We start from the raw sequence: 21,686 nt of genomic DNA, 5'->3' as shown, positions 1-21,686 counted from the left end.
GGCACGTCAATGGCCTTCGGGCGACAACAGGGAGGCTTCTTCTCGGCGGTCGGCACCTGGCACTCCAACAGAACGCCACTCTGTGCGAACTTTCCCTCACGGAACGTTGTCGTACGTTCGGTTCGCTTCCCTGAGAAAGGATCGACGATGCGACGCTTCCTGGCCACCTTCGCTGCGGCCGCCACCGCGATGACGGTTGCTCCGCCGGCGCAGGCCGCCGCTGCCCGGGTCGAAATCCGGAAGATCTACTACGACAGCCCCGGAAGCGACCGGCGGTCGAACAAGTCACTGAACGCGGAGTACGTGCAGATTCACAACCGCGCTGGCCGAACGATCAACTTGGCCGGTTGGACGCTTCACGACCGGACCGGCTACCGGTACACCTTCGACCGGGTGAGGATCAAACCGCGCCAGACGATCACCATCCACACCGGCCGCGGCCATGACACGGCAGCTCACCTGTACTGGGGGCGCCGCCAGTACGTGTGGAACAACGACGAGGACAAGGCTCACCTGCGCAGTCCCTCAGGCAAGCTGGTCGACTTCTGCTCGTACGACTCAACGCGCTATGACTACAGGATCTGCTGATGACGCCCGCCATCAACTGGGATGTCGTCGTCACCGGCGCCATGTCCGGCATCATCTTCAACCTGGCGCTGGACTACTTCGCCAAGCCCAGGCTGGAAGCCCGCAAGGAAGAGATCCTTGAGGCGCATCGCTCGCGCCGTGAACTGCTCGCCACGACCATCCGCATCACCTATGCAGCGGCCTTCGTATGCGGCGACATGCCGGACGGCGTTGATCCGACCGTACGCGGCAACGTGTATGTCGAGCAGGACCGTCAGTATGAGCGGCTACAGGAGGAAGTACAACGTCTGGCAGACGATGTCGGCCGTTACGCCAGCACCTTTCCAAGCCCTCTGCTTGCGCTCGTCAACGGCTACGTGACAACGCTGCAGGGAGTGCTGTTGTCAGCGCGGTCGCGCACCGAGCAGGCAGCGGTGATCCAGCAGCTTGCGGGGGCCATGGCGATCACGCTGTCTTCGCCCCGTCGCTGGCAGTTCTGGAAAGTCGTCGCGAGGGGACGCGCCTTGATGGAAGCCCGGAGACTGATCGCAGAGCACACCGCCGCCGCCGCATGAGGCCAATCCCATACGGGGGCTTCTGTCACGTTTCTCGGAGCCCTTCGGCCAGCGTTACAACCGACACGCTCAAATTCTCAGGCCACAGCCTGTGGGTGGACCGCATGGCGCAACCGTTATCTGGTTGAGATCTTGACTTCTGCCCACCTGCCTCGCCCCCGACCTGGGCAAACGCCTGGCCGAGGCAGTGGGCAGAAGGGTCCGCCCATGCGCCGAACCGTGCTGCCCATCCTCAGCTCTATCACCGCCACCGCGCTTCTTCTCCTCACCTCCAGCGCCGCCCACGCCGGCCCACCCGGCATCCCCACCGTCCAGGTCGCGCTCGACGAGCTGGCCGCCATCCCAATCGCCGAGGAGTCATACGCGGACACCTATGACCGGAGAGCGTTCATCCACTGGGCGCGGGTGGCCGGCGAGTGCGACGCCCGCGAGATGGTGCTTATTCGGGACGGCCAGAACGTCGAAACCGATTCTCTTTGCAGAGCGGTTTCGGGTACGTGGGTGAGCCCCTACGACGGTGGCGTATGGACCGATCCGCAGGACCTGGACATCGATCACATGGTGCCCTTGAAGCAAGCATGGGTGAGCGGCGCCTGGGCGTGGGACTCCGCCAAGCGGAAGGCGTTCGCCAACAGCCTCGACGACTCACAGCTCTGGGCGGTCACCGACAACGTCAATCAAAGCAAGGGCGATAAGGACCCGGCTGCGTGGAAGCCACCGCTGGAAAGCTTCTACTGCGAGTACGCCAAGAGCTGGATAGACGTCAAGTACGACTGGGGTCTCAGCATGCAGTTGTCTGAGCGTGACGCGCTCGCTGAGATGCTCGCTACCTGCTAGGTGCAGGCAGGGAGGCTTCTAGTACCTCTCCGACGCATAAGGGCTTAGAGCTGTCTCTCCATGTCTAGAGGCAGCTCAGAGCATCTGCCTGATAGAACGAAACGGACATTGGAGACACGACAAACCCGAGCCCGGCCAATACTGTGAGACACAGCAGTTAACCCGCCCCGCCACCACCCGGAGCAGTAATCAGATGCCCGTCAAGAGGCCGGACCCGCGCCAGCCAGCGTCCGTCGCACCGGCAGCGGAAACGCAGCCGGAACCAGTACGTCGCCGCCTCCGCGAGGCACAGTGGGTCAACCTCCACGTCACGACGGCGCGCCTGGACCCCGGTACCAATAACCGACTCACCGCAGCGAACGAAGCCACGGGCCAGAACCCGCAGCAGATCTGGGAAGAGGCCATCAACTTCCTGGCGACCCAGAACGGCATCCAAGAGGAGATGCCGCCCAACGCCGAGCTGCGCATGCCAATCCCGTCTGAGTACCGCCCGGCCGGCCAGGACTGGGTGAAGAGCGCGGTCCGGCTCACGACCAACACGCGCGCCCGGCTCGTCGCCACCGCTTCCCGCCTCAACCTGAGCGGCAGCGAGACCGTCGAGCTGGCTCTCAACACCTACTTCGACGAGATCGGCATCCCCGGCAGTTACGACCCGCAGCGTATGTACGCCAGGCCTAAGGTCTACATGACCAGCGCCCGCCTCGACGAGGCGACGCGCGCACGCGTCAAGGCCGCGGCCAAGAAGACCGGTACCTCGGCGCGGGGCGTGTGGGAGGCGGCGATCAACGCCTACGCGGACCGTCATCGTGTGCCGGCGAAGATGCCGGAGGGGGCGGAGCTGACGCTGCCCACCCCGAGCAACCACCCCAGTAAGGGCGATCTGAAGCCGGTTCAGACACGGCTGGAGGAGAACACCAGAGCCCGGTTGGTCGCGCTGTGCCTCCGGCAGTCCCGCACGGGCAGCGAGGTCATCGCGGATGCGCTGAACGCCTACTTCGATCAGCTTGGCATCTCGCGTCCGGATGATCAAACCGTGTGATCTTTGGAACCCCTCCGGTGTTTATCGGGCCGATCAGACGCGCGGAGTACAGCGAGTTGCGCGCCCGATGTCCGAGGTTCGGGAGTTCGGATGTCGGGACGTGCGCCCAATGTGCCCGATGCGGACGCGGCGGGCGCCACTCCGGCAGGGTGAGGGAACCTCTACCCACGATATGCAGCAGGGCCAATGTCGTCCTCCGCCTATAGCGGTCAAAGACCGAGAGGCAGGTAGGGCATGGCGTAGTTGGCACGTACCTGGACGCGGGCACTGGGTACTAGCGCTGTAGGTATCGGCGCTCCGGTGCTCGCAAGCATCGCGTTTCCGGCGGTTCGGGTTCTACCAGGGTGTCGAGTGGCTACGCTCCCGCTGGGCCTTGACAGTGAAGCGGTGGAAGATGCCGAAAGAAGAGGACGAGTACCGCTGAGCCTGCCACAGCTGTGCAGGTGGCAGTCGTCCACGAGCGGACGGTCGGCTCCACTGGCTGGTTCCGACCAACCGAAGGGGCGCGAGCGCCCCCGCGCACCCACGCCCCTTCGCCTGCTGTGCCCGGCTGTTACGGCTTCCGAGCCGCCGCCACCTGGGTCTTGAAGCCAGCCCCGGCTGTGAACTTCGGACGGAACCGAGCCTCCGTCGTCGTCACCTGGCCGGTCGAAGGCACGCGCACCTCGCGCTCAGCCGACACGACAGACCTAAAGGTTCCGAAGCTCGTCAGCTGCACCTCGTGGCCAGCGGCGACCTCGGCCTGGATGTAGTCGAGCAGCGTGTTCAGCGTCTTCATCGGCACGCCCGTGGCCTGGGCCACGTCGGCTTTTGTCCTTGTCGCCATGGCTCTCCCGTCGTTTCCATGCGTTCTGGGGGCGAAAGCTTATCTCAGTGTGACAGCGGAAGCGCTGTCGGAGTTAGATAGTGGCGTCGAGGAGCGGCGGCTGAAACGTCCCCTGCTGGCGCCTCCATCTCCCGATCTTCCAGTCGTACGGGAATGCCAGGTCGTAGCCGCCGCCTGGCGCCTGGCACGGCCAGTGCAGCCGGTCCATCCCGCGTACCGTGATGATCGGTCCGCCCGAGGAGAACCAGCCGGGCGGGTAGGCGCGGGTAACCTGCTCCAGCCAGTCTGCGCTGGGCTTGCGCACCACAGCGGGCAGGGTCCGCCAGCCAGGGAACGCGTGATCGTGGCCGTCCTCGATCGCCTGGTTGAGCGAGGCCCGGTCCGGGCCTTCCCAGTCGCAGCCGAGGCACGCGCCTCGCTTCACCGATCGGCCTCCCGAGCTGCCGAACAGCACGGTTACCTGGCAGGTCTCGGTCGCCTCGACGGGGGCGTGCGCCCCGTTGCGGTGGCCGGGCTGGTTGAGCATGATGCACCACCCGCCTGCGGGCCGACCCTGTTGCTGCCACAGCCGGTGCCGGGCCACGGCGCCGCGGACTTCGCTCATGGTTCCTCCCGGTCCCGGTAGTACATGACGGTCTGGTGCGTCACGCCGAACCGTTCGGCCAGCTCTTTCAGCGTTGCCCCGGCGGCCAGCGCCTGCTTGGTCTCGGCCGCGCGCTCATCGGTGGCGCGGTCTCGAGGTCGGCCGCCCTTGCTGGGCGGCGGCGGCCCGGTGTCGGGCAGGCCCGCGCGCGCTTCCATCGCAGATCGCAGGCGCGGCACCAGCCGCGCTTGTGGACGTGGATGGGTTTCTGTCTGCAGCACGTGCACATCACGGCTGGCGTCCCGGGGCGAGCCGGTACCAGGTCACGAGCCTGGTCACGTGGTAGCCGCGCGAGTTGTAGGGCCGTTTCTCGGACACGATCAGCCCTTCCTTTTCCATCCTGCGCAGCGTCGGCTTCAAGCTGCTGCCGTCACCCCGCTCGTAGTAGTCGAGGTTGAGAACGCGCACCAGTTCGACGCAGGTGAACCACGACTGCGGGTAGCACATCAGGTGCCTCATGATGCGGGGCTTAAGGCGCGGGTAGCGGTCCTTGCGGCGCGGGCGGCCTTCCAGGTCACGCAGGTACCGCCAGATCGTCCGGTCGCTGACGTGCAGGCGGTCAGCGATCTGGTACGGGTCCATGCCCTGCTGGTACAGGGCATGGAACTCCTCGAACCGGGCCCGCTTGTGCGACCGCATCGCGGGCAAGCCGCGGGTCTGCGTCACGGCGCGACCTCCCGGATCATCTCTGCGGCTTTGGCGTACGCCTCCTTCCACATCAGGCCCTCGGCCTCGACCAGCGCGCCGATGAGCCGATGCCACGCGGTCGCTGCCAGCTCGGCGGCGCGGATGGTGATCTCGTGCACGCCGAGCGGCTCGGCGAGCGAGTGGAAGCAGGTTTCGCGCTCTGCTTCGGCCGCGAGGTGGCCGAGGTAGCTGTGACGGCACACGGTGGCCGAGCGCCCGCACGGCGGGCAGATCGTAGTGTCGAGGTGGCTCATGATCATCTCCTGGAACGGTGAGGGAGATGTGCGGCCGAGCGGCCTCACACCTGAAACCCGTCGGCGCTAGTTGCGGTGGCTGTCCCGGCCCTCCGGCCGGGATGCTCAGACAGCGGTACCGCTGTCGCTCCGAGCTATGCGAAGGCCGCTTGGTCGTAGGCGAACCGGTCGAACTCGGTTCCGAGGATCGCCTCGATCACGGCACACGCCAAGATCTCCGCCATGGGCGGAGGCACAGCGTTGCCGATCAGCTTGACCTTGTGCCGCTGGGAGTTAGCCACGAACCGGTAGCCGTCGGGGAACGACTGGGCTCGGCGCAGTTCTTCCAGCTTGAGCATCCGAAACAGGATCGGCGACACGTCGATCATGTCGGGCGTGATGTCCCCGCCCTTGGAGGCGAGCAGCGCCCACCGGTCCCGCGTAGTCAGGGTGCCGATCGGCTCGCTGGTGTCGGCGGTGTTGCCGGTGCCGTAGTAGGCCATGAGGAGCGAACGCAGGCCCTCGGGGGCGCTGACGAGCGACTGGTGCCCGGTCGTGGTGATCGACCGCACCGGCTCGTCGATGCTGGTGCAGTGCTCGCGCCCTTCACCCATGGACCCGTTGTTCCGCATGACGAACGAGGGCGGCCGCCAGTCGGGGTGCACGCCGAGCCCGTGGTAGAAACCACTAGCCGTGACGCAGTGCGCGGGCTTTTCGAACGCCGGCCGGGCCTTCAGGCTGTCGCCGCCCCGCATCGGGAAGACCAGCGGCGGCGCCGCGTCCGGCTTCGACACGAGCGCGTGGTTGGAGCCGTCCGCGACGAGCGTCGCCGTGGGGTCCTTGGACGGGTCGAACGTGCGCACCCTATTGGACCGGAACAGGGCCAGGAAGGAGTCCGGGGGGAACGCCACGGCGTCTTCCAGCCGGGTCGTGCTGGTGCGCTTCGGCTCGGCGGCCGTGCGCGGCATCTTGCCGTCGCGGCCCTCGCACGGGACGACGAGCGCCGTCGACTCCCGCGTGGTCACCGTCCGGGCCGGGTCGGCGACGCTGGTCGGGGCGTCGTTCCACGTGCCGCCGGCGGGCGACAGGAACGGCATGATCCAGTGCTTGAGCACGCCAGCGCGGACACGTTCGATCCATGTACGTCCACGCCGCAGGCTCGAAATGGTTCGCGCCAAAGATCAGCTCTGTGCCGGGGACTCGTGCGATGCCCTCGCCGGAGCCGCCGCCCCCGGCGAACATCTCGGCGACGGTGATGGTGTCGATGCCCTTATGCCGGATCAGAGTCGCTGCCACAAGTCCTCCTTCATCAGCTGCGCGGCCGTGGTCTTGATCGGCCCTGCGTGGTGGTCCGCCACCTCTTCGGGCAGCGGCGTATCGGGGTGCTTCACGTGTTCTCCGAGTGAGGGAAATGGCCCCGCCTCACGCCCTGAGGCGGGGCCGTACGAATCAGGAAGGGTGTGCTACGCCACGCCGGACATCAGCCGGTCCACCAGACGATCGGCCTCGATGAACGCCTGAATCCCTGCGACGCCGTACATGAGGCGCTCGTAGTTGTCGAGGATCTGGCGGCGCTGTTCGGCCGCCTGGGCCGCCCCGTCGCCGGTGGCGATGGTGTCGCCGCAGTAGATCAGCACGTTGGGGCCGAGCGACCACACCATGGCGTTGACCGCGCAGCAGGCCGCCGCGATGGGGTCGATGTCCGCCATCGACCACACGTACTGGTGTGGGTCAGCGCCCTGCAGGCGGAGGGTGAGCGCCAGCGCACGCATGAGCCCGCCCGTCCCGGCGGCGGGGTCGTCGAACGCCCCGCCCGGCTCGGGGATCTCCAGCATGGTCATGCGAGCGATGAGGTTGGCCAGCTCAGGCGGGGTGTGGAACTCCGCCAGCGCGTTCCTGGCGCCGCGTGACCGCAGCTGGGTCAGCAGAGCGCCGAGCACGTCGTGTTCGCACCGCCAGGCCGGGTCGGGGTCGCCGGTGAGGCTCAGCAGGCCGCTGGTGATGGCCGTGCGGGCGACGGCATGCACGGCGGTCACGACCTTGGAGGGCGGGTCCTCGTCCAGCCACCGCGCCAGCTCGGCGGCGCAGTGGACGAGGTATGGGTCGTGCAGCCAGGCGTACGCCCATATCTCGCGCAGGCATTTGATCAGCCCTGCGGGGTCCAGGCCCAGGACGTGCGTGGCCGTGTCGCGGCGGTCTTTGACGTGCTCGTGGCCGAGCAGGGCCAGCGCGGCCGTCACGCCGAGCGGGATCGCGATGCTGCCGCTGGCGGTGTGGGCGTACCAGGTGGAGGCGATCTTCTCGGCCAGTTCGGTGGGCGTGGTGCGCACGAGGTGTGGCCGCCGAGCCGGCGGCGCGGCCGGGTCAGGCGCGGGGCCGGCGGGAGGGGGCGGCGTGGCGACTGCGGCCTTCATGGGCGACGGCGGCGCAGGTTCGACGGGCTGGGCGAACAGGTCGAGCTGGACGTGCGTGTACCCGGTCTTCGGGCGGCGCTTAGGCATCGGCGTCGTCCTCGTCGGCGTCGTCCATCAGCTGGTCGGCCATGAGCGCATTGACCAGCGCCAGAGGAGGCTTGAGGCCGGGACGGAGCGCGAACACCGCGCACGTGTCCGGGCATCGGGTGGTGGTGTCGTCGCAGCCGGTCGGCGCGGTGCCGCAGTGCGGGCACTTCTCGCGCGGGGCGGTCTGGGTGACGTCGAACGTGCCGCGTTTGACGAAGTAGCGCGGCCTCCGCTTGCCGGGGGCCTGCTCGTCGTCGGCGATCTCCTCGACATCCCCGGCGCGCTTGAGGGCGCGGAACGTGGCCAGGGCCTTCTCTCCCCTGGCGACGACGCTGCCTTGCGTCAGCCAATACTCGTAGCCGCCGCAGTGGACAATGGGGCGGCGCTGGGCGGCCAGCAGCATGACGTTCAGCAGGGAATAGCCGGGGCCGGGCTCGGCGGGGTCTGCTTTCCAACCGACGCTGGCCGCCATCTCGCGGAAGTACTCCATCTCGGCCGGGTCGGACAGACACGTCACGGCGTAGGCGTGCAGGGCCTCGTTCGCGACCGCCTTGCTGGCGGCCGAGCGCGCCTTCTGCGCTTCGGTGGGGCGCCGCCGGCGGCGGGTCTTCGTTGTGGGCATTAGGAGTGGGTGCCTCTCGTTGCGTGGTGGTGGAGCTGGCCGTGCCTGCGAGCGGCCAGCGAAGGGGCAGCGGCAGCGGTAGCGCTGTCGCTATGAGTCAGATGTGCGTCACGGTGGCGCCGTTGGGGAGGGACACGGGACGGCTGCATCTGCCGCACTGGTAGCCGTCGCTCTCCCACTGGGAGTCGCCTGTGTAGGCGACGATCTGCCCGTTCTCGCCGAGCGAAAGCTGGTTGGCGCGGGTGGCGACATCCAGCTCGATGAGCTGGTCGGGCGCGCCGCAGTCCGGGTAGGGGCAAACGAGCCTGCCTCTTTCGACGAGCACGACCGGCACGTCCTCGGTGCCCGGCGACTCGGGGAGTTCGGCCTCACAGCACGCCGACACGACCGTTCCTCGCGCGTCGCCGCGGGTGATGATGCGCGACCTGGTGCCGCACGAGGGGCAATCGCGCAGCTCGACGTCCTGCTCAGTCATGCCAGCGCCTCCCGGAGGGGTAGTGCGGATGTGACGTACGGAGCGCCCTGACCGCCGTCGTCGTAGGTGACGACGAGCCGGACCGGGCAGGCCCGGCTTGTGGTGGCGGTCGGCGTTTCGACGTACATGTCAGTGACGGTTCCGGCGCGGGTACCGACCTGCACGGTGTCACCGATCCGGTGCGCGGACATCTGCTCGCGGTGGCCGCGTACGTGTGTGGTGATGCTGCGGCGGTCGAGGTGCCGCCAGCCCTGCTGGCCGGGCTTGCGGATGGCAGCTTGTACGGGGGCGGAGCCGACGAACGCGACCTTGATTCCCCAGTCGTCGCGGGCCAGCACCACGGCGCGGCCGCCGTCGTACGGCTCGATGCTGATCTCCCAGCCCGCCAGCTCGGCGCGGGCCTGTAACGTGTGCGGGTTCATACCTGCTGCTCCTTTCGGATGATCTTCATGTGGGGGGACCGGGCGTGCGTGCCGACCCGGTCGTTCGGGTGGACGGCGAGTTCGACCAGGCCCCCGTGGGGGCGCAGCGGGCTGTGCTCGATGCAGCGCGCGATGCGCAGGTCGGGGTTTTCGGGGTGGGGTTCGCCGAGCCCGGCAAACTTCCACACCAGCGTGCTGTCTTTCGTCTCGTAGCGAATGTGCACCTCAGCGCCCGTCTCCAACTCGTCCCACGTCGTGGGGTCGTCCGGCATGGGCTCCTCACGCCAGTCCCGCGTGTCGCGGGGACCGTAGAAGTCGCTCCACAGCGCCTCGACCTCGGCCGTCACCCGCTGAGCCAGGTGCGGCGCGGCGGCCAGGGCGGCGGCCTCGGCCAGGTCCTCGTCGCGGCAGGCGAGGTCGAGCATCTGCTTGGCGTCGCGGTATGCCTCCTCGGCGCCCAGGCGGGCCGCCGAAGTGCCGCGCAGGCCGTTGTGGCGCAACTCCCGCTGCTTCGCCTCGACGAGCGCCTGCTCGGCGTCCTCCAGCACGCGCTGGAAGTGGCGCATGTCCCGCGCCATCGCCAGGTAGGCGTCCACCGTGCCGTCGCCAGTGGCGACGAGCTGGTCACGCATGCGGTGTTCTCCGTTCGGGTGAGGCGATTCGGTCAGGGGATGTCGGCGGCCCGGTCTGGTCACAGGCCCGGGTCTGCGTCGGAGATGCCGTCGTCCTCGTACTGCTCGTACGGGTCGTGCATAAGTTCGCAGTCGGGCAGGCAGTCCTCATAGGCGGCGGCGCCGCATCGGGGACACGGCTCGGTGATCTGGTACACGTACGCCACAGGAACTCCAGTTGCTCTCTTCGGTGGTGGGTGGATGGTGGGTTAGGGTGATCAGCAGTCACGGCTCGGAAGCGGTGGCGATCTTCCGCGTGTGGTGGCGCGGGGGTTAGTGAGATGGCCGGACCTGGGAACGGGTCCGGCCATCGGCGGTTCAGGCCGAAGACAGCAACGCCTCGCCCAGTTCCGGGCGAGGCGAAGCGGCTGCGGTTCCGCTGTCGCAATTAGTCATGCGAATCGCTGACGGGGGGAAACACCGCGCCGAGGTGGGCCATCAGGCGCGCTGATTCGGCGTTGGTGAGCCGGTCGAGCATGTTGATGTCCCAGGCGGCAGGGTTGTGGCCGGTGTTCTCTCTGACCCAGGCGAGAGCCTCCGGCACGATCACCTCCAGCTCGGCGCGCAGCGCCTCGACGCGGGTCAGCACGTTCGGGTCGCGACGGTCGGCCGGCTCGGCGTGCGGCCAGATGCGGCGCGCTGCGCGCTCAGTGATGAGCGCGCCGACCTGCACCCGCGCGCCTGCCACACCGTGAAGCCGGGCGCGCTCGGCCAGAACGCCTTGGAACAGACGATCGTCAGCGGCGTAGAGCGCCTGGTAGGCAGGGGTTTCCCAGTCCCATTCCTCGTCGCCGACGAGGGAGCTGGCACGGGCCAGCCGGAGGTGGGTCGCGATGTCGTCGACGACCTGCTCGAAGGGGATGAGCGGGTGGTGGCCGGCGAGGAGGTCCGTAGTGGTCATCCAGGCGACGGCGGTGATGACGTCCTGCTTTTCGGCGTTGGCTCCAGCGGCGTGTGCGGCGACTTCGTCGGGGGTGAAGTAGTAGTCGATGGGCGGCCGGGGGTCGTCGATTCTTACGGCGATCATGTGCGGGCTCTCCTTGTGATAGCAGGTGCGACAGCGATGCCGCTGTCTATTTTTGATGCACCTTTTGGCTGCTTGTGCTGGTCAGGACGTGGTTTTGATCTTCCGGTCCGCTCCGATCATAGCAAGTCGTCGCACGTATGTATACCTATAGGGGACATACTCACCGGTGCTCGACGGAGCAGCACGTCAGACACCTGCTCTCGTCGTCCCTGAGCGCTCCAAGAGGCGTCTGAGACAATAACCACCTGACCGACTCCGATAGCGCGCCTGCGTGGACTACGACAGGCCTAGCGCACACATCTACGTTCCAACCGCCCGCACGATCCGTCGTTCTTCGTCTACCGTGCACAGCCATGACAGTGTTCCGCTCCCCTCAGCTGGAAGCCCTTCTCGGAGGTACCGTCCCGACTGCGGGGTCCCTCGAGTATCACCACCTCCAACGTCTCGTGGACGCCCAGGTCGGCGAGGCCGAGGACCTGGACTACAAGCGCGAGCTGTACGGCAATGGCGATAGCAAGCGGCGTGACTTGTGCACCGACGTGGCCGCATTAGCCAGCGCCCGTGGAGGGCTTCTCATCCTTGGCATCGAGGAAGACCACCAGGGGCGAGCCATCAGGATGTCTGACGTAGAGCTCTCCGACACCGAGGCAACTCGGATGCACCAGGTAATTGGCTCCGGGGTCCATCCACTACCAAGTTTCGAAATCATCCCTGTCGAGAATCCAGCCAATCCAGGCAAGGGCTGCTACGTCATTGCTGTCGCCGCCGGCCCGCGTCAGCCGTACGCCGTAGCAGTGAACGACGGTTACCGCTATCCGCGCCGTGTGGGGATGACCATCGGATACTTGACCGAGCCCGAAATAGAGACTGCTTATCGCCGTCGCGATGCTGCACGCCGTCACCAAAGCACAAGGGCCCGCGAGATTGAGGAGGCCACTACCCGACGTCTGCCCGTAGACAGGCCGTGGGTCATCGTGTCGCTAGTGCCTGACCGACCTGGCGATGCGCGCCTAGATGCTGCTTCGTATAGCAAAGCGCGGGCATCCTACCTGTCTTCATGCCCAACGGTTCTGGGTCGGAGCTGGACTTGGAAACGGGTACGGCTCGGGCAGCGCCGTCTCATCTTGGATGACCAATACGACAACAGCGCACGGACTGCTAACTATATGCTCTCCGAGCTTTATGAGGACGGCAGCGGCACCTTCGCGAGCCCCAGCGCGTACCCGTACGACGAGAACGCCAAAGTCCACCTGTTCAATGACGAGGCACTCGTCAACGTAATCATGTCAGGTCTGCGATTCCTCGGAGAACACGCGCGCGAGCGGGCTCATGCCGCTGGCGTAGCCCTGCTTCGTCTTACGATCGTTCCCGGTCAAGTTCGCAAACGCTGGCAGCTGTACTACACCAGGGGTCGGCGAGAAACCTTGGGAAACGAGGCGGACCAGGCTGACTTCGAAACTGCAGAAGCTGCAACCCCACTCGACGAGTTGGTGGACGGGCCTGGCCTCGTAGCCGCATCCGCTGTCCTGGGCGGTGAGATTTTCCAGGGCTTCGGACTCCCCGAAGTTCCACACATCACCCAAGGCGGCCAAATCCGGCAGTGCTATTGGCAAGGTTCTGAATGGTGGTCTGCTCTCGAAGAATGGGCGCATCGTCACAGAATCGAGCTCATCGACGAGACCATAGCGATGCGGTGACCACTGCTGGTCTCTAGCTCGCAGAGTCGTCGTTCGAGCTCCAGGCGGGCTCTGCGGAACGCTTCGTTCGGACCAGACCGTTCGCCAACAACAAGCGGAGGCGGCGGTGCCAACGCCTCTGCACGGCTCACGCGCGGCGTAAGTTCGATCCCGGACGCGACCGCCCACGCCTCCCACTGGTCTCTGCGTGCCCTCTGCTCCGCGCGCTGGCGGGCGACAGCCGCCAACGCGCGCTGCGACCGTGACGGCAACACCCGACCGTCCTCGTCCAGCCAGGCAGCGAGGCGATGCCGCACCCAGCCGGGGATGTGCCGCAGTTCGTTCACGCTTTTCCACGTGTATGTCCACGGGCTGCCGTCCGGGCGCACGTCGAGTGCGTGCAGCACGTCGGCCGCTGTCCAGCCGGCAAGCAGGTACGGCTTGAGCAGCCACCGCAGGTACCACGGCGTCATGTGCCGGAGCACAAGCGACTCGTGGCGGAGCCGTTCGCACATGGCCAATCTGTCGCGTTTGGTCCTCGGCGATTCGTGCAATGCCCACTTCGGCGAGATGCGGGTCTTACGGCGGGCGCGGTGAGGTGCCTCGCGCGTGCGCGTGGGATCTTTCTTGTCTCTCTCAGGGAGAGAGACAGAGGGGGGGTTCACTTACACGTTCAGACTGGTCAGAGGTGCTGTGATCGGTTCGAGCAGGGGTGGTGTCGCGTCGGATGCACAGCACCCAGACGGCGGCGCGGTTGCCCAGGCCGTCGTCGATCAGTCCCGCCGCGGTGCCCTTGCGGTACTGGACGGTGCTGCCCTGTTCGACGACGCCGAGCCAGCCGTGCTCCCTGAGCCATCTGACCCAGCGCTTCACGGTCGCCTTGGACAGGCCGGTCTCCTGGACGATCTTCGCGATCGTCGGCCGGGAGCACATGGTGGTCCAGTCGGCCGCCCAGGCGATCACCTGGGCGACGCGCAGCAGGTTGCCGTATCCGTCGTAGCGGAGCTCCAGTACGTCGGGGTCTTCGCGCAGGGTGCGCAGGAACGTCTGCTGGTCGGGGGCTTGGCGCATGCCGCGTGGCACGGAGGCGAGGATGAGCGCCTTCGACGTCGCCACCGCAGGGGTGAACGCCCGGCCGCCACCCTCTGTGATCTTGCGGGCGGTCACCACAGCGCTCACGCCGGCTCCCGGCGTGGGGCCGTGAGCTGAGGAGCAAGATCTTTGCCCGCCATGTGCCCGTGGAACCCGTCATTTGGGGTCGCATCGTGGCGCAGGCTGGCGGAACCGCATACCGCGGCCCCCATAGAAAAAGCCAGGTCAGAGGATGTCTGGCCTGGCTGTCGAGCGGTGCCCCCTGCAGGATTCGAACCTGCGCACCCGGCTCCGGAGGCCGGTGCTCTATCCCCTGAGCTAAGGGGGCTCAACAGGTGATAAGGCTACCAGCATCCGAGGACCACTACGCACCAGATAACACTCCATGAACGCATCACGCGAAAACCACGCGTGACCGGCCAGCTACCGGTTAGCTTTGCGGCCGTGGGCGAGGCTCTTGGAAAAGTACTGGTCGTAGACGATGACGAGGTCATCCGTCAGCTCATCGCGGTGAACCTCAACCTGGAGGGGTTCGAGGTCGTCACCGCCACCGACGGGCAGGATTGCCTGGATCGGGTGCTGGACGTGATGCCCGACGTCATCACGCTCGATGTGATGATGCCGCACCTGGACGGGTGGACGACGGCGCAGAGGCTGCGGACGGACGAGGCCACCCGGCATATCAAGGTGGTGCTCATCACGGCCCGGGCGCAGGACGATGACAAGCTGCGCGGCAAGGGCATCGGGGTGGACGCGTATCTGACGAAGCCGTTCGATCCGGCCGAACTGATCCAGGTGGTACGGGATCTGGCGGCCGGGGCGGTCAAGAAGTGATCTCCAGCCGGTCCGGCACACCATCGAAACCAGCCGGTCCGGCACATCACCGAAATCCCGCCGGACCGGCACGCCAGCGATCTTCGGCCCGGCGGTGTGCTCCGCCCTGCCGGGCCGTCGCACCGCCGGGATGACACCACGACGCAGGGCTACGCGGTCCACGCCCTCAGCTTGTCGGGGTTGCGTACGGCCCAGATGTCCGTGATGCGGTCCCCCGCCACCTCGAAGGCCAGCACCGCCAGCATCTTGCCGTCCTGCTCGGCCACCAGCCCCGGCCGGCCGTTGACCATCCGCTCGCTGAACGCCAGCCCCGGCGTCATCTCCATGATCTCCAGCGCGTGGCGGGCGATCGCGTTGGCGCCCCTGATCGGCTCCAGCCTGGCCGGGACGCGGCCGCCGCTGTCGGCGGTGAGGGTGGCGGCGGGGTCGAGGAGGCCGATCAGGGCGGCGATGTCCTGGGTTTCCCACGCCTGTTTGAAGTTCCTGACCACGCCGGCGCGCTGCGCGTTGGAGGTGGCGGGGCGCTGGGCGGCGTTGATGCGGCGCCGGGCGGAGGTGGCGAGCTGGCGGCAGGCGGCGGGCGTGCGGCCGACGATCTCCGCGACCTCGGTGAAGGGGTAGCGGAAGACGTCGTGCAGGATGAACGCCACCCGCTCGGCGGGGGTCATCGACTCGAAGACGACGAGGAAGGCCATGCTGAGCGACTCGTCGAGGGTGACGCGGTCGGCGGGGTCGGCGGTGCCGTCGCCGACGGTGATCCAGTCGGTACGTTCGGGCACCGGCTCGGGGATCCACTCCCCCACGTAGCGCTCGCGGCGGACCCTGGCCGAGCCGAGCAGGTCGAGGCAGATGCGTCCGGCGACCTTGGTCAGCCACGCGGCCGGCACCTCGATGGCCTCCTGTTCCTCGCGCGACATGGCGTACCAGCGGGCGTAGGTCTCCTGGACGACGTCCTCGGCGTCGGACAGGGAGCCGAGCAGGCGGTAGGCGAGGCTGATGAGGTGGCGCCGCTCGCTGACGACGGCGGCGAGGCTCGGGTCGGACGGGCTGGTCATCGCATGGTCCCTCGGTACGGCGGTCCTTCACCAGGATGACGACACAGGGGCCGGGGATGTGAGGCTCACATCTCCCTCGGCTGCGTCGTCGGAGTCCCGTACGTTCACATATCCGAGGAAGGAAGCCTGATGTCTGCAGTCGAGCAGGGGCGGTCGCGGCTGCCCGATCCCGCCACGTTCATCCCCGAGGTGGGGGAGATCGCCGGGGCGATGGCGAGGGCCCTCATGAACGGCACGATCCCCAAGACGACCGTGCACCTGGTGCAGTTGCGTGCCGGGCAGCTCGTCGGCAACACGTACCACACGGTGCGGCAGACAGAGGAGTTGCGCGCGGCCGGTGAGACGGAGGAGCGGATCACGGCGGTGGCGTCGTGGCGGGACGCCCCCTATTTCACCGACGCGGAGAAGGTGGCGCTCGAGCTGGTGGAGGCGGTGCTGACCCCGAACCCGTCGGGGGAACGCGTCCCCGACGAGTTGTTCGCCAGGGCGGCCGCGCACTACGACGGGAAGGCGCTGTGGACGCTCATCGTGGCGATCGGCCAGATGTGCTTCTTCATCCCCGTGGCGCTCATCGCCAAGCCGGTGCCGGGGCGACCTATCGGGCAGAACTACACCGGCTGACCCGCCCTCAGGGCGGTACTGTGCCGGGATGATCCGAATCCCGGAGGCGTTCGCGCGGGGCACCATCGCGCGTGAGGGAGAGCCGGGCGCGGCGTGGATCGCCGAGCTGCCCGCGATCGTGGCCGAGCTGCTGGAGCGGTGGCGGTGCGCGCCGGACGGCGACGTGCTGCACGGGGAGGTGGGCGTCATCGTCCCCGTACGCCGCTCCAGCAGCAGGCCCGCGGTGATGAAGGTGTCGTTCCCGCACCCCGGCAACGTGCACGAGCCGGACGCGTTCGCGGCGTGGGGCGGGCGCGGCGCGGTGCTGCTGTACGAGCGGGCCGACGACCGCTACGCCATGCTGCTCGAACGGGCCCGGCCCCAGGCCCTCGCCGAGCTCGACGACGTGGACGAGATCGTGACGGTGGCGGGCGAGCTGAGCCGCCGCCTGGCCGTCCCCGCGCCGCCCGGCCTGCCCCACCTGCGGGAGCGGGCCGGGACCTGGGAGGCGGAGCTGCTCAAGGACGCGGCGGAGCTGCCGCACACCATGCCGCCGCGGGTGATCGACGCCGCCGTGGCGACCGTACGCGAGATGGCGGCCGACCAGCCCGACGTCCTCGTCCACGGCGACCTGCACGCGGGCAACATCCTGCGCGGCGAGCGGGAGCCGTGGCTGGCCGTCGATCCCAAGGGCGTCGCCGGTGACCCCGCCTATGACGTGGGTTCGCTGGTCAAGGCGCTGGTGCTGCAGCTCATGGCGGCCGGCGACCTGGCCAAGGCGCTACAGCGCGCGCTGGATGTGTTCGCCGAGTCGGCCGGGCTGGACCGCGCGCGGGTGGGGCGGTGGGCGCAGCTGCACGCGGTGCAGGGGGCGCTCCACGGGCGCCGGTGCGGCTTCGCGGCGTCGAGGGCGGGCGAGGTCGAGCTCGCCCCGCTGCTCGACCTGGCCGACGACCTGGCGGGGCTGCTGACGGAGTGACCGAGACGGCCGGCTTCGTACGGCCGGTGATGGCCCCGGCGAAGCGCACCTCGGGATGCTCCCCGGCCGCTGCCATCCTGGCCGCGAGATTTTCCGCGCCGGCACACCGCGGCTGACCTCCGCAGACCGCCGGAGAGCACCCCGTGAGGCCCCATCCGGGGGCTTCGAGTGGCGCCTGAGACGGCATAGGGTCGTGGGGTAGATCTGGCGGGGCGAGGTTTAGGGGACCGGGTGAGCAAGTCCTTCGTGCACCTCCACGTGCACACCGAATACAGCATGCTCGACGGCGCGGCGAAGCTGAAACCGCTGTTCAAAGAGGCCGAGCGGCTGGAGATGCCGGCCATCGCGATGAGCGACCACGGCAACATGTTCGGCGCGTACGAGTTCCAGAAGGTCGCCTCGGGCTCCCCGGTCAAGCCGATCATCGGCATCGAGGCGTACGTCGCGCCGGAGAACCGCTTCGTCAAGAAGCCGGTCTTCTGGGGCCAGCGCGCGGAGACCGGCGTGGCCGACGCCGAGGGCGGCAAGGACGTCTCGGGCGGCGGCCGGTTCACCCACATGACCATGTGGGCGAAGGACGCGGGCGGCCTGCGTAATCTGTTCCGGCTGTCGTCGCTGGCCAGCTTCGAGGGCTACTACTCCAAGCCCCGCATGGACAAGGACCTCATCTCCCAGTACGCCTCCGGCATCATCGCCACCACCGGCTGCCCGTCCGGCGCGGTGCAGACCAGGATCCGCCTCGGCCAGTACGACGAGGCCGTCAAGGTGGCCGCCGAATACCAGGAGATCTTCGGCAAGGAGAACTACTTCCTGGAGCTGATGGACCACGGCATCGACATCGAGCGCGAGGTCCGCCAGGACCTGCTGAAGCTGGCCAAGCAGCTCGACATCCCGCTGCTGGTCACCAACGACTCCCACTACGTCACCGAGGACCAGGCCGACGCGCACGACAGCCTCCTGTGCGTGGGCGTCGGCAAGAACAAGGACGACCCCAACCGCTTCCGCTTCAACGGCTCCGGCTACTACCTCAAGTCGGCCGAGGAGATGTACCGCCTCTTCCCCGAGCTGCCGGAGGCGTGCGAGAACACGCTGCTGGTCGCGGAGATGATCGGCGACTACGGCGAGGTGTTCGCGCACGTCGACCGGATGCCCGACTACCCCGACGTGCCCGAGGGCGAGACGCAGGAGTCGTGGCTGCGCAAGGAGGTCGAGCGCGGCCTGGAGATGCGCTACGGCTCCCCCATCCCGGCCGAGGTGATGGAGCGCTACGAGACGGAGATGAAGGTCATCGGCCCGATGGGCTTCTCCTCGTACTTCCTCGTGGTGGCCGACATCTGCAGGTACGCGCGCGACAACGGCATCCCGGTCGGCCCCGGCCGAGGCAGCGCCACCGGCTCGATCGTCGCGTACGCCACCCGCATCACCGAGCTGGACCCGCTGGAGCACGGCCTGCTGTTCGAGCGCTTCCTCAACCCCGAGCGCATCAACCCGCCCGACATCGACCTCGACTTCGACGACCGCCAGCGCGACCGCATGGTGGCCTACGTCACCCAGAAGTACGGCAGCGAGTACACCGCCCAGGTCAACACGTTCGGCACCATCAAGGCGAAGGCCGCCGTGAAGGACGCGAGCCGCATCCTCGGCTACCCGTTCGCCATGGGCGACAAGATCACCAAGGCGATGCCGCCCGACGTCATGGGCAAGGGCGTGCCGCTCGCCGACCTGTTCAACGAAGACCACCCCCGCTACGTCGAGGGCACCGAGATCCGCGCCCTGTACGAGTCCGACCCCGACGTGCGCAAGGTCATCGACACCGGGCGCGGCATCGAGGGCCTGATCCGCGGCACCGGCGTGCACGCGGCGGCGGTCATCCTGTCGTCGACGCCGCTGCTCGACCTGATCCCGATGCACATGCGGGACAAGGACGGCGTGGTCATCACCGGGTTCGACTACCCGTCCTGCGAGGACATGGGCCTGGTCAAGATGGACTTCCTGGGCCTGCGGAACCTGGGCATCATCGACCACGCCATCCAGATCATCAAGCAGAACCGCGGCATCGAGCTCGACACGCTCACCATCCCGCTCGACGACGCCAAGACGTACCAGCTCATGGCGAGGGGCGACACGCTGGGCGTGTTCCAGCTGGACGGCGGGCCCATGCGCTCGCTGCTGAAGCTGATGGAGCCGACCCGGTTCGAGGACATCGCGGCCGTGCTCGCCCTCTACCGGCCCGGCCCGATGGCGGCCAACGCCCACACCAACTACGCCCACCGCAAGAACGGCCGCCAGGACATCGAGCCGATCCACCCCGAGCTGAAGGAGGCGCTCGACCCGATCCTCGGCCCCACCTTCCACCTGCTCGTCTACCAGGAGCAGATCATGGCGGTGGCGCGGGAGCTGGCCGGCTACTCCCTCGGCGGCGCCGACCTGCTGCGCCGCGCCATGGGCAAGAAGAAGCCGGAGATCCTGGCCAAGGAGTTCGAGAACTTTCAGGCGGGCATGCGCGGCAACGGCTACTCCGACGAGGCCATCCAGGCGCTGTGGGACGTCATGCTGCCGTTCTCCGGCTACGCGTTCAACAAGTCCCACACCGCCGGCTACGGCCTCGTCGCGTACTGGACCGCCTACCTCAAGGCCAACTACCCCGCCGAGTACATGGCGGCCCTGCTCACCTCCGTCGGCGACGACAAGGACAAGGCGGCCGTCTACCTCGCCGAGTGCCGCAAGATGGGCATCCAGGTGCTGCCGCCCGACGTCAACGACTCCCAGCTCGACTTCGTCGCCGTCGGTGACACCCAGGTCCGCTTCGGCATGGGCGCCGTGCGCAACGTCGGCGAGAACGTCGTGGACGGCATCATCAAGGCCCGCACCGACAAGGGCCGCTTCACCGACTTCAACGACTTCCTCGCCAAGGTGCCGCTGACCGCCTGCAACAAGAGGGTCATCGAATCGCTCATCAAGGCGGGCGGGTTCGACTCGCTCGGCCACCCGCGCAAGGGCCTGATGATGATCCACGAGCAGGCCGTGGAGTCCGTCATCGACATCAAGAAGAACGAGGCCCACGGCCAGGACTCGCTCTTCGGCGGCCTCGCCGACGACGGCGACGACGAGATCTTCACCATCGCCGTCCCCGACGGCGAGTGGGACAAGAAGACCAAGCTCGACTTCGAACGCGAGATGCTCGGCCTGTACGTGTCCGACCACCCCCTGGCCGGCACCGAACGCCTGCTCGCCCGCAACCGCGACACCACCATCGCCGACCTGCTCGACAGCGGCCGCGAGGACCGCGGCGACGTGCAGGTCGCCGGCCTCGTCACCAAGGTCGACCGGCGGGTCAACAAGGCGGGCAACACCTGGGCGATCATCACCGTCGAGGACATGGACGCCGCCATCGAGTGCCTGTTCTTCCCGCGCAACTACGAGCTGTACGGACCCGAGCTGCGGCCCGACATCGTGGTGTCCGTACGCGGGCAGATCAACAACCGCGACGGCGCCATCAGCGTCTTCGCCCAGGACATGACGCTCATCGACGTCTCCGGCGTCAACAGCGAGAACGGCGCGCCGATCACGCTGCAGATGCGGGAGGAGCGCATCACGCCCGGCCTGCTCGACGAGCTGCGCCAGGTGCTCAAGACCCACCAAGGGCAGGTGCCGCTGCAGATCAACCTGCAGCAGCAGGCGGGCAAGACGATGGTGCTGGCGCTGCCGGATTGGCCGGTCAACGCGGCCCCCAGCTTCGCCGCCGACATCAAGGCCCTCCTGGGCCCCGAGTCCATCTCGCTCTGACCGCGCGACCGCCCGCGCCGTCCTCCACGGGGACGGCGCGGGCGGTCCTCGTACACCTACGGTGGAAAAATAATCTCGGCCAGAGCTTGCGCCAGGTAGGCGAGGACAGCGTGGCCGGCGTCGAGGTAGCGAGGTCATGGTGAACGGTCGCGGAGGTCGGAGCGGACGGCCTGGCGGACCCGCCGCGCCACCCCGTTTTCCTCCGGGTACCGCGCCCTCCACCAGGTCGCCTCGCGCAGCCGCCCCAGGTCTTCGGCCCGCTCGACCACCCGCCGCACCAGTTGTAGCCGCTCCTCCGGGTCGGCCTCGGAGCCGGCCAGCCGCTCGGCCAGTTCCTCCACCTGCTTTTCCTGTTCGGAGACGGCGAGGTCGATCTGCCCTCCTGGATACGACACTGCGGTGACCCGATCGAGCAGCCGCTCGAACGCCGCCCGATGCCGGCTGGCCAGGAAGCGCACTGCCACGACGGCCGCCACCGGCCAGGCGACGGCCGTCACAAGCCCGGCCAGAGAATCGATGAATCGTGCCCACTCGGCCAT

General features: G+C 67.8%; 26 protein-coding genes and 1 tRNA gene. 9 read left to right on the top strand and 18 right to left on the bottom strand.

Annotated features, from left to right (window positions below; translation table 11 throughout):
• The first annotated feature begins 147 nt into the window (after positions 1-147).
• The 4 genes from ACFMQL_RS20200 (at position 148) to ACFMQL_RS20185 (ending at position 3,018) form a co-directional block, all read left to right on the top strand.
• Positions 148-588 carry a lamin tail domain-containing protein gene (locus tag ACFMQL_RS20200; RefSeq protein ID WP_378786492.1) on the top strand — a complete coding sequence of 147 codons (441 nt, stop codon included), beginning with the start codon at positions 148-150 and terminating at the stop codon, positions 586-588.
• Positions 588-1,142: a hypothetical protein gene (locus tag ACFMQL_RS20195; protein ID WP_378786491.1), complete on the top strand. Its 555-nt coding sequence runs from the start codon at positions 588-590 to the stop codon at positions 1,140-1,142. Before ACFMQL_RS20200 ends, ACFMQL_RS20195 begins: the two co-directional genes overlap by 1 nt.
• Before the next feature lie 207 nt (positions 1,143-1,349).
• Entirely contained in the window at positions 1,350-1,979 is a 630-nt protein-coding gene (locus ACFMQL_RS20190) for a DUF1524 domain-containing protein (protein WP_378786490.1), read from the top strand.
• 193 nt (positions 1,980-2,172) lie between these two features.
• Positions 2,173-3,018, top strand: a complete 846-nt coding sequence (locus ACFMQL_RS20185; RefSeq protein ID WP_378786488.1) for a hypothetical protein — start codon at positions 2,173-2,175, stop codon at positions 3,016-3,018.
• Positions 3,019-3,571: 553 nt separating this feature from the next.
• Here ACFMQL_RS20185 and ACFMQL_RS20180 read toward each other — a convergent pair.
• The 13 genes from ACFMQL_RS20180 to ACFMQL_RS20120 form a co-directional block, all read right to left on the bottom strand.
• Positions 3,572-3,820: an HU family DNA-binding protein gene (locus ACFMQL_RS20180; RefSeq protein ID WP_378786487.1), complete on the bottom strand. Its 249-nt coding sequence runs from the start codon at positions 3,818-3,820 to the stop codon at positions 3,572-3,574.
• A 97-nt stretch (positions 3,821-3,917) separates the two neighbouring features.
• Complete coding sequence (locus tag ACFMQL_RS20175) at positions 3,918-4,448, bottom strand: DUF6349 family protein (RefSeq protein ID WP_378786485.1); 531 nt, start codon at positions 4,446-4,448, stop codon at positions 3,918-3,920.
• A complete protein-coding gene (locus tag ACFMQL_RS20170; protein WP_378786484.1) occupies positions 4,445-4,708 on the bottom strand; it encodes a hypothetical protein in 264 nt (87 codons plus the stop codon). The genes ACFMQL_RS20175 and ACFMQL_RS20170 overlap by 4 nt, the downstream gene beginning before the upstream one ends.
• 7 nt (positions 4,709-4,715) lie before the next feature.
• A complete protein-coding gene (locus ACFMQL_RS20165; protein WP_378786482.1) occupies positions 4,716-5,153 on the bottom strand; it encodes a helix-turn-helix domain-containing protein in 438 nt (145 codons plus the stop codon).
• Positions 5,150-5,428, bottom strand: coding sequence for a hypothetical protein (locus tag ACFMQL_RS20160; RefSeq protein WP_378786481.1), 279 nt, complete (start codon positions 5,426-5,428; stop codon positions 5,150-5,152). The genes ACFMQL_RS20165 and ACFMQL_RS20160 overlap by 4 nt, the downstream gene beginning before the upstream one ends.
• Positions 5,429-5,562: 134 nt before the next feature.
• Positions 5,563-6,522, bottom strand: coding sequence for a DNA cytosine methyltransferase (locus ACFMQL_RS20155; protein WP_378786479.1), 960 nt, complete (start codon positions 6,520-6,522; stop codon positions 5,563-5,565).
• Between the two features lie 348 nt (positions 6,523-6,870).
• A complete protein-coding gene (locus ACFMQL_RS20150) occupies positions 6,871-7,908 on the bottom strand; it encodes an N-6 DNA methylase (RefSeq protein WP_378786478.1) in 1,038 nt (345 codons plus the stop codon).
• On the bottom strand, positions 7,901-8,530 hold the full coding sequence (locus tag ACFMQL_RS20145; RefSeq protein WP_378786476.1) for a hypothetical protein: 630 nt from the start codon (positions 8,528-8,530) through the stop codon (positions 7,901-7,903). The genes ACFMQL_RS20150 and ACFMQL_RS20145 overlap by 8 nt, the downstream gene beginning before the upstream one ends.
• A 97-nt stretch (positions 8,531-8,627) precedes the next feature.
• Positions 8,628-9,005 (bottom strand): hypothetical protein, encoded by a 378-nt coding sequence (locus ACFMQL_RS20140; protein ID WP_378786474.1) that lies wholly within the window; start codon positions 9,003-9,005, stop codon positions 8,628-8,630.
• The gene (locus ACFMQL_RS20135) at positions 9,002-9,427 is read right to left on the bottom strand and encodes a hypothetical protein (RefSeq protein WP_378786473.1); all 426 of its coding nucleotides are present in this window, start codon (positions 9,425-9,427) and stop codon (positions 9,002-9,004) included. Before ACFMQL_RS20135 ends, ACFMQL_RS20140 begins: the two co-directional genes overlap by 4 nt.
• On the bottom strand, positions 9,424-10,059 hold the full coding sequence (locus ACFMQL_RS20130; protein ID WP_378786471.1) for a hypothetical protein: 636 nt from the start codon (positions 10,057-10,059) through the stop codon (positions 9,424-9,426). The genes ACFMQL_RS20135 and ACFMQL_RS20130 overlap by 4 nt, the downstream gene beginning before the upstream one ends.
• A 59-nt stretch (positions 10,060-10,118) precedes the next feature.
• Complete coding sequence (locus ACFMQL_RS20125; protein ID WP_378786470.1) at positions 10,119-10,265, bottom strand: hypothetical protein; 147 nt, start codon at positions 10,263-10,265, stop codon at positions 10,119-10,121.
• Between the two features lie 221 nt (positions 10,266-10,486).
• Positions 10,487-11,125, bottom strand: coding sequence for a hypothetical protein (locus ACFMQL_RS20120; protein ID WP_378786468.1), 639 nt, complete (start codon positions 11,123-11,125; stop codon positions 10,487-10,489).
• Between the two features lie 446 nt (positions 11,126-11,571).
• On the opposite strand from ACFMQL_RS20120, the gene ACFMQL_RS20115 reads away from it, so the two are divergent.
• Positions 11,572-12,822, top strand: coding sequence for a helix-turn-helix domain-containing protein (locus ACFMQL_RS20115; RefSeq protein WP_378786466.1), 1,251 nt, complete (start codon positions 11,572-11,574; stop codon positions 12,820-12,822).
• On the opposite strand, the gene ACFMQL_RS20110 is transcribed toward ACFMQL_RS20115, so the two are convergent.
• The 3 genes from ACFMQL_RS20110 to ACFMQL_RS20100 all read right to left on the bottom strand — a co-directional run bounded on the left by ACFMQL_RS20110 (position 12,780) and on the right by ACFMQL_RS20100 (position 14,221).
• Positions 12,780-13,274, bottom strand: a complete 495-nt coding sequence (locus tag ACFMQL_RS20110; RefSeq protein WP_378786464.1) for a hypothetical protein — start codon at positions 13,272-13,274, stop codon at positions 12,780-12,782. The genes ACFMQL_RS20115 and ACFMQL_RS20110 overlap by 43 nt on opposite strands.
• A gap of 163 nt (positions 13,275-13,437) precedes the next feature.
• Positions 13,438-13,980, bottom strand: a complete 543-nt coding sequence (locus ACFMQL_RS20105) for a hypothetical protein (protein ID WP_378786462.1) — start codon at positions 13,978-13,980, stop codon at positions 13,438-13,440.
• A gap of 169 nt (positions 13,981-14,149) precedes the next feature.
• A tRNA-Arg gene (locus tag ACFMQL_RS20100) sits at positions 14,150-14,221 on the bottom strand.
• A gap of 83 nt (positions 14,222-14,304) precedes the next feature.
• Here ACFMQL_RS20100 and ACFMQL_RS20095 point away from each other — a divergent pair.
• Complete coding sequence (locus tag ACFMQL_RS20095; protein WP_364060531.1) at positions 14,305-14,727, top strand: response regulator; 423 nt, start codon at positions 14,305-14,307, stop codon at positions 14,725-14,727.
• 149 nt (positions 14,728-14,876) lie between these two features.
• Here the strand turns inward: ACFMQL_RS20095 and sigJ are convergent, their stop codons facing one another.
• A complete protein-coding gene (gene sigJ / locus ACFMQL_RS20090; protein WP_364060528.1) occupies positions 14,877-15,782 on the bottom strand; it encodes an RNA polymerase sigma factor SigJ in 906 nt (301 codons plus the stop codon).
• A 129-nt stretch (positions 15,783-15,911) separates the two neighbouring features.
• On the opposite strand from sigJ, the gene ACFMQL_RS20085 reads away from it, so the two are divergent.
• The 3 genes from ACFMQL_RS20085 (at position 15,912) to dnaE (ending at position 21,147) form a co-directional block, all read left to right on the top strand.
• The gene (locus ACFMQL_RS20085) at positions 15,912-16,403 is read left to right on the top strand and encodes a carboxymuconolactone decarboxylase family protein (protein ID WP_378786460.1); all 492 of its coding nucleotides are present in this window, start codon (positions 15,912-15,914) and stop codon (positions 16,401-16,403) included.
• Between the two features lie 28 nt (positions 16,404-16,431).
• The gene (locus ACFMQL_RS20080; protein WP_378786458.1) at positions 16,432-17,361 is read left to right on the top strand and encodes an aminoglycoside phosphotransferase family protein; all 930 of its coding nucleotides are present in this window, start codon (positions 16,432-16,434) and stop codon (positions 17,359-17,361) included.
• A gap of 231 nt (positions 17,362-17,592) precedes the next feature.
• Complete coding sequence (gene dnaE, locus ACFMQL_RS20075) at positions 17,593-21,147, top strand: DNA polymerase III subunit alpha (RefSeq protein ID WP_378786456.1); 3,555 nt, start codon at positions 17,593-17,595, stop codon at positions 21,145-21,147.
• A 134-nt stretch (positions 21,148-21,281) separates the two neighbouring features.
• Here dnaE and ACFMQL_RS20070 read toward each other — a convergent pair whose 3' ends face one another.
• Positions 21,282-21,686 (bottom strand): hypothetical protein, encoded by a 405-nt coding sequence (locus ACFMQL_RS20070; protein WP_378786454.1) that lies wholly within the window; start codon positions 21,684-21,686, stop codon positions 21,282-21,284.

The sequence above is a fragment of the Nonomuraea fastidiosa genome (assembly GCF_042751225.1).
Classification (GTDB): domain Bacteria; phylum Actinomycetota; class Actinomycetes; order Streptosporangiales; family Streptosporangiaceae; genus Nonomuraea; species Nonomuraea fastidiosa.
This window is presented reverse-complemented; position numbering and strand designations above follow the sequence as displayed.